Source organism: Acinetobacter sp. M5A5_2a, assembly GCF_053345265.1.
In genome coordinates this window covers 1-11786 of sequence record NZ_JBKEZV010000010.1, presented here as the reverse complement: position 1 = coordinate 11786, position 11786 = coordinate 1, and the positions used below count along the sequence as shown (strand labels likewise).

The 11786-nt window shown below is 37.5% G+C and carries 15 protein-coding genes; 9 read left to right on the top strand and 6 right to left on the bottom strand.

From position 1 onward, the window contains the following. Position 1: 1 nt before the first annotated feature. A complete protein-coding gene (locus ACLBWE_RS13635; RefSeq protein ID WP_133747698.1) occupies positions 2 to 853 on the bottom strand; it encodes a PHP domain-containing protein in 852 nt (283 codons plus the stop codon). 44 nt (positions 854 to 897) lie between these two features. Between ACLBWE_RS13635 and ACLBWE_RS13630 the strand changes: the two genes are divergently transcribed. The 4 genes from ACLBWE_RS13630 to mnmC are packed head-to-tail and all read left to right on the top strand — an operon-like array spanning position 898 to position 4216. After that, entirely contained in the window at positions 898 to 1512 is a 615-nt protein-coding gene (locus ACLBWE_RS13630) for a septation protein IspZ (protein WP_003655122.1), read from the top strand. A gap of 34 nt (positions 1513 to 1546) precedes the next feature. Then, a complete protein-coding gene (locus ACLBWE_RS13625) occupies positions 1547 to 1849 on the top strand; it encodes a YciI family protein (RefSeq protein WP_003655119.1) in 303 nt (100 codons plus the stop codon). 4 nt (positions 1850 to 1853) lie between these two features. Next, a complete protein-coding gene (locus ACLBWE_RS13620; RefSeq protein ID WP_416660133.1) occupies positions 1854 to 2318 on the top strand; it encodes a hypothetical protein in 465 nt (154 codons plus the stop codon). A 23-nt stretch (positions 2319 to 2341) separates the two neighbouring features. Further along, positions 2342 to 4216: an FAD-dependent 5-carboxymethylaminomethyl-2-thiouridine(34) oxidoreductase MnmC gene (gene mnmC / locus ACLBWE_RS13615; protein ID WP_447603514.1), complete on the top strand. Its 1875-nt coding sequence runs from the start codon at positions 2342 to 2344 to the stop codon at positions 4214 to 4216. A gap of 37 nt (positions 4217 to 4253) precedes the next feature. On the opposite strand, the gene ACLBWE_RS13610 is transcribed toward mnmC, so the two are convergent. Continuing rightward, positions 4254 to 4568 carry a rhodanese-like domain-containing protein gene (locus tag ACLBWE_RS13610; protein WP_004638747.1) on the bottom strand — a complete coding sequence of 105 codons (315 nt, stop codon included), beginning with the start codon at positions 4566 to 4568 and terminating at the stop codon, positions 4254 to 4256. A 91-nt stretch (positions 4569 to 4659) separates the two neighbouring features. Between ACLBWE_RS13610 and ACLBWE_RS13605 the strand changes: the two genes are divergently transcribed. After that, entirely contained in the window at positions 4660 to 5148 is a 489-nt protein-coding gene (locus ACLBWE_RS13605) for a YajQ family cyclic di-GMP-binding protein (protein ID WP_004638746.1), read from the top strand. Positions 5149 to 5183: 35 nt separating this feature from the next. Next, positions 5184 to 5678 (top strand): DUF4442 domain-containing protein, encoded by a 495-nt coding sequence (locus ACLBWE_RS13600; RefSeq protein WP_447603511.1) that lies wholly within the window; start codon positions 5184 to 5186, stop codon positions 5676 to 5678. 40 nt (positions 5679 to 5718) lie between these two features. Here the strand turns inward: ACLBWE_RS13600 and ACLBWE_RS13595 are convergent, their stop codons facing one another. Genes ACLBWE_RS13595 through ACLBWE_RS13585 form a run of 3 tightly spaced genes read right to left on the bottom strand, consistent with a single transcriptional unit; the run spans position 5719 to position 7474 of the window. After that, a complete protein-coding gene (locus ACLBWE_RS13595; RefSeq protein WP_004638741.1) occupies positions 5719 to 6138 on the bottom strand; it encodes an acyl-CoA thioesterase in 420 nt (139 codons plus the stop codon). Position 6139: 1 nt separating this feature from the next. Next, positions 6140 to 6577 carry a thioredoxin TrxC gene (gene trxC / locus ACLBWE_RS13590; protein WP_004638738.1) on the bottom strand — a complete coding sequence of 146 codons (438 nt, stop codon included), beginning with the start codon at positions 6575 to 6577 and terminating at the stop codon, positions 6140 to 6142. Beyond that, positions 6578 to 7474, bottom strand: coding sequence for an alpha/beta hydrolase (locus tag ACLBWE_RS13585; protein WP_003655110.1), 897 nt, complete (start codon positions 7472 to 7474; stop codon positions 6578 to 6580). 189 nt (positions 7475 to 7663) lie between these two features. Here ACLBWE_RS13585 and ACLBWE_RS13580 point away from each other — a divergent pair, with 189 nt between their 5' ends. The 3 genes from ACLBWE_RS13580 (at position 7664) to ACLBWE_RS13570 (ending at position 11017) form a co-directional block, all read left to right on the top strand. Next, the gene (locus tag ACLBWE_RS13580) at positions 7664 to 7999 is read left to right on the top strand and encodes a TIGR01244 family sulfur transferase (protein WP_002116083.1); all 336 of its coding nucleotides are present in this window, start codon (positions 7664 to 7666) and stop codon (positions 7997 to 7999) included. Between the two features lie 364 nt (positions 8000 to 8363). Continuing rightward, positions 8364 to 9560 (top strand): hypothetical protein, encoded by a 1197-nt coding sequence (locus ACLBWE_RS13575; RefSeq protein ID WP_205470168.1) that lies wholly within the window; start codon positions 8364 to 8366, stop codon positions 9558 to 9560. Positions 9561 to 9643: 83 nt separating this feature from the next. Beyond that, positions 9644 to 11017, top strand: a complete 1374-nt coding sequence (locus ACLBWE_RS13570; protein ID WP_447603507.1) for a dihydrolipoyl dehydrogenase — start codon at positions 9644 to 9646, stop codon at positions 11015 to 11017. A 60-nt stretch (positions 11018 to 11077) separates the two neighbouring features. On the opposite strand, the gene ACLBWE_RS13565 is transcribed toward ACLBWE_RS13570, so the two are convergent. After that, complete coding sequence (locus ACLBWE_RS13565; protein WP_447603505.1) at positions 11078 to 11608, bottom strand: NMCC_0638 family (lipo)protein; 531 nt, start codon at positions 11606 to 11608, stop codon at positions 11078 to 11080. Positions 11609 to 11786: the final 178 nt, after the last annotated feature.

The window sequence follows — 11786 nt, the reverse complement described above, 5'->3', positions numbered from 1 at the left end:
CTTAGAGAAAACGTTCCCAAACACCGTGCTGATTAGCCGTTGGCTTAGGTGTATTTCCCAGTTTAATCCATGGCATATTTTCACCATGAAAATCACTGCCAATCGATACGGCTAATTGATATTGCTCAATCATCCGATCAATCATCTGGCGAGTAGATAAAGTTTCCATCGGTGGGGGTAGCTCAATTGCGTCTCCGCCTGAAGTTGCAAACAATTCAATTAAATATCGAACGTTAGTTGCAGATAAATCATAACGAGTCGGATGTGCTAAAACTGCCAACCCTTTACTTTCGTGGATCATGTCAATTGTTTCTTTTAACCCTAATCCTTCAAACTTTACAAAAGCACGTCTTCCCTCTTTTAAGAAACGATCAAATGCTTGTTGAGGACGGGTTACAACTTTTTTCTCGACGAGTGTTTTAGCAATGTGTGTTCTGGTGATGCGATCTGCCTGATCTTCTACTTTGGCAAGAACATCTTCATAAATCTGAAAACCAATACATTTTTCTAATAAATCGCAAATTACTTTAGCTCTTTGCGCCCGTACTCTTTTTTGTTGTTCTAATGCTTCTAAAATTGGCGCTTCATTTTGCATGTTTAAAGCAACAATATGTACGCCATAACTCTTCTTCGTTGTTGGACGTGACCACTGACTTGAAATCTCTGTACCAGAAATGATTTTTAAATCATGACCTTGTGCAGCAATTCTAGCTCGCTGCAACCCATCCATTGTATCGTGGTCAGTTAAAGCCAAAGTATGCAAATTCACATCTATAGCAGCTTGCACCAGTAATTCCGGAGACAAAGTTCCATCAGAAATATTGCTATGTGTATGTAAATCTATGCCTTGCATCTTTTATACTATGCCATTCACCAAACCTGATCAGATACTCTAACATGAAAGCACTTCTGGACTTTGTTCCATTAATTATTTTCTTCTATTTATATAAAACAGTTGATCCAACCGATACACAGCATCCTTTACTTAAACTGATCGGGTCTGCTGGTGGTGCCGATAATAATAATATTCTTGTAGCGACTACAGGCTTAATTATTTCAATGCTTGTGGTATATGGTGCCCTATTTGTTTTCCAAAAATTCCGTCTAGATAAACAACAGTGGTTTGTATTGTTTATGACTGTCATTTTTGGTGGCATCACCCTCATGTTAAGTGATGATTTCTATATTCGTCTGAAAGCTGCAATTTTGAATTTGGTTTTTGCAGGTGCATTCTTAGTTTCACCTTGGTTTGGTAAAGATCGTAAGCCACTCATACGACGTCTATTTGACCCTATTTTAGACTTAAGTGAAAAAGGTTGGAAAAATCTAAATTTTGCTTGGGCAGTCATGTTTGTGGTGATGTCTTGTTTACATATCTTCTTCGCATTTTTATTTCACGGCGGAAAATATTGGGGTGAATTCACTGCATTTGGTGACATGATTGTCATGTTTTCATTTATCATTATTCAGTTCATTATTTTACGTAAACATTTTAAGTCACCTGAAGCTTAAAATGATTCCTGATTGATTACAGAGATACGATTACATGCCTTTTTTTGTTCTAAGCTGTACCGATAACGAAGGAACTTTAGAAAAACGCTTGGCAGTACGCCCTCAGCATATCGAACGTTTGCAAAAACTTGATAATGAAGGCCGCCTTGTTACAGCGGGAGCTATGCCCAAAGACCCTAATGATCCTCAAGCAGGTTTTTATGGCAGCACCATGATTGTTGAATTCGACAGTCGCGAAGCATTAGACGAATGGTTAAAAGAAGAACCATTTCTCAAAGAAGGCATTTACGCTCATATTGATGTAAAACCGTTTAATAAAGCATTTCCAAAAGGGTAATCATATGCACCCTGCAATCAAAAGCTTTCTCGGCTTGTGTTTGATCTGTTCAACTGCTAGTGCAGTTGAACCTGCTGCCACACCAGCAACGACTCCTCCAAGTGCGCCTTCAACTCAGGCTGCGAATCAGCCAGTTCCAACAGCTGCTACAACGGCGTCGACCGCAACAAAACCACTCACGGCTGAGCAACTTGCAAAGAATAAACAACAGCAAGATGCGAAAATCAAAGCTTTAGTTCAAGATCAGGCATCTCGTTTAAAACAGTTAGAACATGCCAATCTTGAAGCACTCGCCCAGAACCAAGAGTTACAGTTAAAAAATGATAGCCTCTCTGTTCAGGTCCAAGTCTTACAAAGCGAACGTAGTGCACAAATGTTTTTATATGGTGCGGTTACCTTAGCGGGTGGCGTATTGCTGGGTTTCTTTATCTCTAGTTATATCCATACAAAACGTCGACGCCAGTGGTAAATCCAAGCGATCTATTAAACTAAATGAACGTATCAAACCGTATACAAACAGCAGAACTGGACTGGGAATTAATCGATGGTATCGAGGTTCCCATTTCCAAACAATTTGGTGATGTCTATTTCTCTAAAGATAATGGCCTACTTGAAACACGGCATGTTTTTCTAAATGGTAACGACTTATCAGAACGATTAGCCAATCTAAAAGATTTTGAATACTTCAGTGTAGGAGAAACCGGTTTTGGTACGGGTTTAAACATTCTTGCACTTTGGCAACTTTGGCAACAAGTCCGTCCTGATAATCAAAGCCATTTACACGCCATTAGTGTTGAAAAATTTCCATTAATTAAAGCCGACCTCATTCGCGCTTTAAATGTCTGGGATGAGCTTAAACCACTTGCAGACCAGTTAATTGAACAATATCCGCTACCTATTGCCGGATGTCATCGTTTAAGCTTCCCTGAAGAGCGTTTTAGCATCGACTTATGGCTAGGAGATGCACAAGATATTTTCCCAAGCATGGCTAAAACTAAAGCAGTAAATGCTTGGTTTTTAGATGGCTTTGCGCCCTCTTGCAATCCAGACATGTGGGAACAAAACGTTTTAAACCATATTGTCCGTCTTTCTGACTATGGCAGCACATTTTCCTCTTTTAGTGTCGCGGGTGTTTTAAAACGTGGACTAAAGGCGCACGGTATTAATATTTCTCGTCCACGTGGTTTTCGGCATAAACGGGAAATGCTCAAAGCGATCTGGAACCCACCTCAATCTGATGATGAGTCCTCCCCATCAGACCCAGTTCACTCATTGGGTAAGGGACAACAGCATATTGCGATTATTGGGGCCGGTATAGCAGGTTTAACTACGGCATGGGCATTTGCTGCGCGTAGGCATCAAGTCACCCTATATGAGCGAACAGAGGCATTATCTGGTGCTTCTGGAAACCCTTTAGCCCTGCTTAATCCAAAGCTATGCCCAATTGAGCAAAGTCATGAACATCTGATGACCTTAAGTTGGCAACATGCCTTGAATTTTTATAAAAATTTTCAAGCATTTCGTCCACTTCAAATACAACAAATCGCCTTAAAAAATGCTGATGAACTTCTCGATCTTGTAAATCAATATCCAGCTCAGGTTGTTACCCACTCAATCAACTCACTTGAAACCGCATATTCAAGTGTTTTACTTACCGAAGCGGGCTCAGTTTCACCACATCAATTACGTGATGAAATTTTGCAACATCCTTTGATCGATTTAAAAATTCTCAATATTACAGAGCTTGTATCTTGTGAAAATAAAGTACAAATCATAAGCGAGAATAAAACTATCGATGAAAGCGACCATGTGATCGTATGCTGTGCACGTCAAAGCGCGACTTTTTTTGAAAGCTATCCACAGTTAAAACCAATACGTGGGCAAGTAAGCTGGGTTGACAATACTTTTGCTCCCCTACCTATACAGAAAGCTTATAGCTATGGCGGCTACTGTATGCAACTTAATGCTTCACAGATGATTTTAGGTGCGTCTTTCTACCCAAATCGTGAGGATCAAGAAGTAGTGCCAGAAGACCATGTGCATAACTTTGAATTAATCCACAGCGTATTCCCTGAATATGCACAACAATTGCCTTCTACAACTACTTGGCAAGGCCGAGCATCTATCCGCGCACAAAGCTTAGATTATTTTCCTCTCGTTGGAAAAATGCAGGAGAATAGCCAAATTGCTACTTTTGCTGGTCTTGGTTCTAAGGGCTTCTTATTTGCTCCGCTATGCAGTGAGATCTTAGTTGCCCAAATGTTAGAAGAAGCTTGTCCAGTACCCGACCGCTTATTACAAAAATTGAATCCGCAACGATTCCAAAAAAAAGTAAAACCTAGAAAGCCTTATTTCAAACCACAATAGTTCAATTCCATAAAAAAGCACCCGAAGGTGCTTTTTTTTATGCGCCCTGCTCTAGAGGCAAGCCGGCATCACGAGCTGCACGTGTCCCCCCCATCAGCACGACATATTCACGCGAGGCATCGAATCCTTCTAGTGTCTCAGCTGCACGAGGAGCTTTGCTACCACCACCACATAAAATATAAATCGGCTGACCCGCAGAGACCTGGTTCAAAATATCAGCATTCAAATCATTAATCGGGCGATTTACCGCACCTTTAACATGCCCTTCTGCATAAGCATTTGTATCACGGACATCCCAGATAACAGCATTTTCTGGGAATTCAAATGTTGTAATTTCTTGTTTACGGATCATTGTGCACTCCTTTGATGTAAACAACACTTGGCAAATGAAGAAAACCCTCTTAGCATCTCAAATATTCTTTCCCTTTGTAAAGGTCTAAACTATGCCTTCTTTCGATATTGTCTCTGAATTAGAGATTTTTGAAGTTAATCATGCCGTACAGAACACACAAAAAGAGATTGCAACACGTTTTGACTTTCGTGGTCATGATGTTTCAGTCGAAATAAACGAAAAAAATAAAGAAATTAAAATCAGTACCGAAAGTGATTTCCAGTGTGAACAAGTTTACAACATGTTAGAAAATCATTTTTACAAACGTAAAATTGATGTACAAGCTCTAGACCCGCAAAAAGCTGCTGCTTCAGGCAAAAATTTTGTACAAGTAATTAAACTTAAAGACGGTCTTGACTCAGATACTGCAAAAAAAATTAATAAAGCCATTAAAGAAAGTGGCGTTAAAGTGCAATCTTCTATCCAAGGCGACAAAATTCGTGTAACGGATAAAAAGCGCGACACTTTACAACAAGTGATGAATTTTTTACGTGAACAACAATTTGGTGTGCCATTACAGTTTAATAACTTTAAAGATTAATCTCTTGTCGTGACATTCAAAGCTAAGGTAATTCCATGTCTCAATCCAATCGTCTATCAAAACTGGTAAAAGCGACTTCAAAATTCCCTCAAGGTATTCGGAGTACACTTTGGAGCAAGGCGTTTGGTCGTATCGTGCCAATGGTGGGTACAGCAAATATTCGCTATCTGGAAGTAGACTCAAATCACGTTACTGTCCGTTTAGAAAACCAAAAAAATATGCAGAATCATATTAAAGGAGTCCATGCTGCTGCTATGGCTCTTTTAGCAGAAACTGCGACTGGTTTCCTAACGGGTTTACACATTCCTGATAACCGCATTTTATTAATCAAATCATTGCATGTAGATTATTTAAAAGTGGTTGAAGGTGGTTTAACTGCTACAGCAACGTTATCTACTGAACAGCAAAAGTTTATTGCAGATAATGAGAAAGGTGAACTTGTGATTCCGGTTACTGTGATTGATGATGCAGGCAATGAACCAATCCATTGCCAAATGCTGTGGGCATGGTTACCTAAACGTAAGAAATAAAGATATAAAAAAGCCCAAATTTGAATTTGGGCTTTTTTTATTATTCACAAGATACTAAAAACTTTTGTCTCGCTTCTTCGGGAATCTGACGCTTATTACCTTTCACATCCACTGCTACAAAGGTAAAGACTCCTTCAGTAATACGTATTGGCTCACGAGAGTCATCATGACTATCCCAAACTTCAATTTGCATCTGAATAGAAGTATTTCCAACTTTTAAGATTTTGGTATAGCAGCTAATGACAAAGCCAACCTTTACCGGAACCAAAAAGGTCATTTGATTAATGGAAATCGTAGCACAGCGGCCACGACTGAAACGTTCTGCGTGAATTGCTCCAGCCAAGTCCATTTGTGACACAATCCATCCACCAAAGACATCACCACTCCAGTTTGTATCGGCTGGCATGGCAATCGTTTGTAAGGATAAAACCCCTTCTGGTTTGGTATAAGCTTCTGACACCTTAGCTCCCGAAATTCGTTTGAAGTTGTTGATCAAGCCACTGTTGCAATTCAGGCGCACGTAATGCACCGCTAATACGCGCGACCTCTGTCGTTTTATTCATTAAGACAAGTGTCGGAATACTTCTCACATGAAAAGCTTGGCTCAAGCGAGGAGATTCTTCGGTATTAATCTTGGCAAAAATAACGCCTGGATTCTGTTTTGCGACCTGCGCAAAATGTGGCGCCATCATTTTACAAGGTCCACACCATTCTGCCCATAAGTCTATGAAAATAGGTAGATCACTATTCGTGATGTAGTTACTAAAATTTTGCTCATTTAACTCAATAGGCGCAAGCGGTAGTAATGGCTGATGACATTGCCCACAGCTTGGTTGCTCAGGAAGTTTTTCTTCCGGAACTCGGTTTTTTGCACCGCACGATGCACATACAATAATCATTTACACCACTCCTATATGCTGATGTAAAAATTCTAATTGGGTTATCACTGCTTTTTCAAACCATGAACCGTGATAAATATCAAAATGTTTCATATCCCACTCATGATAACTCACAAAAGGCGCAATATTTGTCGCAGCTTCGCGACTGGACTCAATAGGAATAAGTGAATCTTTTTGGGCCGCAATAAATAAAACTGGAATATTAATCTGGCGTACAACTTGAATTGGACGGTATCGCATCAAATTAAAAAAGACACGTGCAGGAACTTCCCCACTCCAATAATAGTCAGGATTTACAATCGATAAATAACCATAATAACTATCAGCTGTAGGCATAAAGCATAAATTATGTTGATCGACGACAGGCAATCTTTTGGGATTAAGCCCCATTTTTGATCCCATATAATCCTGACTCGATAACTTCAATGCTTGAGGATAGCGTTGCAAAGGATAAAGCTTGGCAGTTTCAGCGCCATCGACATAAGGAATTTGTACTAAAATTGCCTGAATATTTTTTAATTCAGAAGCCAGACTTAGCGCATATCCCCCACTTAATGAGGTCCCCCACAACACGATCCTTCGATTATCCACAAGCTTACAGGTAGAAGCATATTGAATTACTGTCTTCCAATCTTCTAACTGTGAGTTGATGGAGACCATTTCTCGGGGTTTACCTGTACTTCCTCCCCAATATCGATAATCAAACAAAATAACAGCATAACCCGCCTGTGCGAACCGCTGAGCATATTGGATTAATTTAAATTGACGCAACGCTGCAAAACCATGGGCCATAATAATAACGGCAGATTTCTTATTTGTTTTTGGAATATAAAAATCAGCTGCGATCGTTTCCTGACCACATGGAACATATAAAGGCTCAACCGTATAAGCGTGCATATGTGCTCCGTTGAAATAGAATATGAATAACCAATTTTAAAATAGCTTGATGATCATTTTTAAAATTTATAACTTAGCTATAAGACATAACTTTCTCAGTCAGAACAACACACGAGTGTCTTGTATCTCAGGTTAGGCTTAATGCTATGATACAGCATAAGAGGTTTTGTTAAATTTTGGAGTGACGAAATGTCAGATAATGTTGGTTTCGCAGGTCAAATTGGTCCAGAGCATGTTGGCCAAGTTGTAGAAAAAGGATTTAAATCGATTATTAATAATCGACCAGATATGGAAGGCGGCCCAGAACAACCTACAAGTGCTCAAATTGAAGAAGCAGCACGTCAAGTAGGTCTAGACTACGTTTATCAACCTGTTGTAGCTGGACAGATTACAGAACTCGATGTACGTACTTTCGCAAATCATTACAATGAGTTGCCAAAACCTGTACTTATGTTCTGCCGTACAGGAAACCGCTCAAACAACCTATATCAATTAGCAAAACAAATGGATTTGCTAGACGATTAATTTTAAGAAATTAATATTTTATAAAACCCTATTTCTTCTTTAAAGTAGGGTTTTTTGATAACTTAGTTTGCATATCTCTGCACGAACTCAACAGAACTAAAAATAATATTGATCTAAAGTATTTAAATCTTTTGAATCATTTATTAATTTTCATGAATAAATTTATATTTGCTCTTTTAACCTGTTTAATTCTTACAGCATGCTCATCAATGCAAGTAAAGCCTACAGTTGGAGTAACTATGGGTACACGAATTTAATCGGATAGCTTCCCCACAAATATAATGAGCAACCTCATGAAATATATGTTATTTTATAAATCTAAAAAATTATTTTAAATAACTTATCATTTTAATTGGGGATAATGATGAAACTTACTCATGGGGTATGTGGGGTTACTTTGGCTGCTTTTTTGACAGCTTGTGGTGGGGGTGGCAGTGATGGCTACTATAACCAGAATTCAAACTCTGGTTCTACGACAACACCAACCACACCATCAACAGATCAAGAGTTAGCGACTTCTGTTTTAAATAGCGTAAAGCAAGAAGGGAAATATTTATTTGGTGCATATGATCTTAATGATGAAAAATTATCAAAAGGTTATATTGATCACGCATTAGATACCTTCGCACAAGGTCCACTCAAGTTAACATTAGATATTCGAAAAGTAGATCTTACCAAGTACTCCGACCACTATCGTGATAAATGCTTTATTAAGAGTACTACAGACTACCGCGCCTGCTATGTATTTAAAGGTGAAGAAATTAAAACCTTGCTTTCTGGTTATAATGATTGGGACTTTGATATTACAGCAGATGATTTAAAGAATATTAAACTGGCAAGCGATAACATATCTCCAAATTTAGAGGATTATCAATCAAATACCAGAATTTATATTTTTGAAAACGAAAATAATGATAAGAACTTCCAGGATGTAACAATTACTGGAGCCTTTGCGTATCCATTTCAACAGTCATGGGGACTTGAACAAACAAAGCAAAAAAGATTTGTGTTAATTAATTCAACAACAAGTGATTATAAAATTACTACAACTACTATTGTTCAAGATCCAGAAACAGGTCAACCCACTGAAAAAGAAGTTACTACTGGTGCAATGAGTGTATATAAAGATAATACATCAACAGATGGTGATCTCTACGTAGTTCAGGGTGGTTCTGGTTTCAACGTACTTATCAATGATAACTCTAATGTTCCTTTTGCAGAACCAATCTCATTTGTCGTGAACTCAACAGCAGGAAACACAAATAATGCGACATATAAGGTGAGTCAATCTGGTAATCAAATCCTAAGCTTACCTAATATTAGTAGCCTTGAAGGAAGTCGCGTTGAGAACGAAGCTCCAGCGACTAATACACAAAAATTTAATGGCAGTATTTATCTAGAAGGAAAAGATATATTTACCTTTAAACAAAGTATGAACGGAACCACTTTGAACTTTAAACATTTAATTAATGGCATAAGTATTGAAGGTCAGTCTATTAATCAGAATGGAACTGTTTCCACTACTTTAAAAACACCTTTTATGCAAAAATTTACATTTTAAAGCTAAATAATTAGAACTAAACCCTCTGTTCAAGAGGGTTTTTCTATATATTCTAAATATCTATTAAAATAGCTTAATGAAAAATGTTCGATATTATTATCATTGGCGCAGGTACAGCAGGCATCAGCGCCTACAAAGAAGCAGTTAAATATACTAAGAATCTTTTAATTATAAATGATGGACCTTGGGATACGACATGCGCTCGTGTAGGCTGTATGCCGAGTAAAATCCTCATCTCTACAGCAAACCGTATGTTTGACATTCAAAATGCTCAAGAGGTTGCTTTGGATGTATCTGCAAAAATTAATACGACTCAGGTTATGCAGCACGTACAAACATTGCGTGATCGTTTTACACAAGCAACTTTAAAAGATGTAGAACAATGGCCTGCTAAACATAAAATTTCTGGTAAAGCACATTTTATTGATGCACAGACTGTAGAAGTTAACGGGAAACATTACCAATCAAAAAGTTTTATTCTGGCGGTTGGTTCAACTCCTAATTATGATCAAGCCTGGAAGCAAGAACTCGGTAATCGACTTATAACAACAGATCAAATATTCGAATTAAAAACACTACCTAAATCTATTGCCGTCATTGGTAGTGGTGTGATTGCCCTTGAGATCGCGCAAGCCTTGCATCGTTTGAGCGTAGAAACCACTATATTTGCTCGCAGTAAACGAATTGGAATACTGACTAGCTCGAAACTTCAACAACTTGCGCAAAAAGAGCTAGGGAAAGAATTAAAAATTCTATTCGAGACTTTACCAAGTGAAGTTAAGTGTAATTCTGAAGGTGTCATATTAAATTATAAGCTTGAAGAAAAAGAGAAAACTCTCAAAGTTGAATATGTTCTAGTTGCAACAGGCCGTTCAAGTTTGCTTGATACTTTAAAACTAGAAAATATTGATAGTTCTTTTAAAGATATTAAGTCATTACCTATAAATGCAAAAACCAAGCAATTAGAGACCTATCCAATTTTTATTGTCGGTGATGCTTATACCTCAACACCATTACAACATGAAGCAGCACATGAGGGGAAAAAAGTTGTTCATAACTGTTTGAACTATCCACAAATCAATTCAATTAAGACTCTTACCCCATTAGGAATTGTATTTAGTGATCCAGAAATGGCGATCGTTGGGCAAAGTTCTAAACAACTAAAAGACACAGGTATAGACTTTATTACTGGCGAAGCCTCTTATGAACGACAAGGTAGAGCTATCGTCCTTGGAAAAAACAAAGGAGGCATTGAGGTTTATATAGATAAAGAAAGTCAAAAGCTTCTGGGTGCTGAGTTATTTACAGAAGCAACAGAACATATGGCTCACCTATTAAGCTGGATAATAGGCGAAGGTTTAACCTTAAATGATATTTTAGAGAAACCCTTTTATCATCCAACTCTAGAAGAAGGTCTTCGAACTGCTTTAAAACATGCACGTAGACAGTTGAAATAATCAATTTTAGAAGAGCTCTTTTAATAAAAGTTGGCTCTTCTATACATTAAATTGTTTTAATTAATTCATTTGATGGGAAATAACTGCAACTAATGAAGCATTCTTTTCAGATGAACTAGTATATATCCATGTCTCTAAAGCCTTTCCATCTTTAGAAATAATATAATTTGTTGTAGTCAAATTTTTATCTTTAGATATTTCCTTTTTATAAGTTAAACCAGTAGATTTAGGGGGCAACCAGCTTTCTAAACTCTTCTGAATTTCAGTTGAGTTTCCTTTATTTATAAATAATGAACATGCACCGTTATCGAGTTGAGTAATAACAAACTTCCCTTCTGAAGAGCTTATCATCCAAGCGCTCCCATTATAATCTTTTAAAAAATGTGCAGCATACTCATTAGGCATTTGAATAAAACCCATATTTTTTGCTTGTTTATTTATTATTTCTGGATTTCCTCTAGAACTAACACAAATATTTAAAAAAGCTTTTGTGCTAAATAAACTTTCTACAGCTTCATTAGCATAGATAGATTTACTACCAAGTGTTATAGCTAGCATACAGACAAATATTTTCAATCCTATAAATTTCATTATTCATACTCTTGTTATCATTTTAAGGTATTTGGTTTATATCATAATTCATTCCAAAATTATTCTATCATTTTCAATTTTCCCAAGCATAAAAAAACACCCTCAACTGTTAAGTTGAGGGTGTTTAGAATAATGAGCTGGCGATGACTTACTCTCACATGGGAAACCCCACACTACC

Excerpts from the sequence above, each read along its gene's own strand:
- ACLBWE_RS13635 (WP_133747698.1), bottom strand. The coding sequence starts at position 853 with ATGCAAGGCATAGATTTACATACACATAGCAATATTTCTGATGGAACT.
- ACLBWE_RS13630 (WP_003655122.1), top strand. The coding sequence starts at position 898 with ATGAAAGCACTTCTGGACTTTGTTCCATTAATTATTTTCTTCTATTTA.
- ACLBWE_RS13625 (WP_003655119.1), top strand. The coding sequence starts at position 1,547 with ATGCCTTTTTTTGTTCTAAGCTGTACCGATAACGAAGGAACTTTAGAA.
- ACLBWE_RS13620 (WP_416660133.1), top strand. The coding sequence starts at position 1,854 with ATGCACCCTGCAATCAAAAGCTTTCTCGGCTTGTGTTTGATCTGTTCA.
- mnmC (WP_447603514.1), top strand. The coding sequence starts at position 2,342 with ATGAACGTATCAAACCGTATACAAACAGCAGAACTGGACTGGGAATTA.
- ACLBWE_RS13610 (WP_004638747.1), bottom strand. The coding sequence starts at position 4,568 with ATGATCCGTAAACAAGAAATTACAACATTTGAATTCCCAGAAAATGCT.
- ACLBWE_RS13605 (WP_004638746.1), top strand. The coding sequence starts at position 4,660 with ATGCCTTCTTTCGATATTGTCTCTGAATTAGAGATTTTTGAAGTTAAT.
- ACLBWE_RS13600 (WP_447603511.1), top strand. The coding sequence starts at position 5,184 with ATGTCTCAATCCAATCGTCTATCAAAACTGGTAAAAGCGACTTCAAAA.
- trxC (WP_004638738.1), bottom strand. The coding sequence starts at position 6,577 with ATGATTATTGTATGTGCATCGTGCGGTGCAAAAAACCGAGTTCCGGAA.
- ACLBWE_RS13585 (WP_003655110.1), bottom strand. The coding sequence starts at position 7,474 with ATGCACGCTTATACGGTTGAGCCTTTATATGTTCCATGTGGTCAGGAA.
- ACLBWE_RS13580 (WP_002116083.1), top strand. The coding sequence starts at position 7,664 with ATGTCAGATAATGTTGGTTTCGCAGGTCAAATTGGTCCAGAGCATGTT.
- ACLBWE_RS13575 (WP_205470168.1), top strand. The coding sequence starts at position 8,364 with ATGAAACTTACTCATGGGGTATGTGGGGTTACTTTGGCTGCTTTTTTG.
- ACLBWE_RS13570 (WP_447603507.1), top strand. The coding sequence starts at position 9,644 with ATGTTCGATATTATTATCATTGGCGCAGGTACAGCAGGCATCAGCGCC.
- ACLBWE_RS13565 (WP_447603505.1), bottom strand. The coding sequence starts at position 11,608 with ATGAAATTTATAGGATTGAAAATATTTGTCTGTATGCTAGCTATAACA.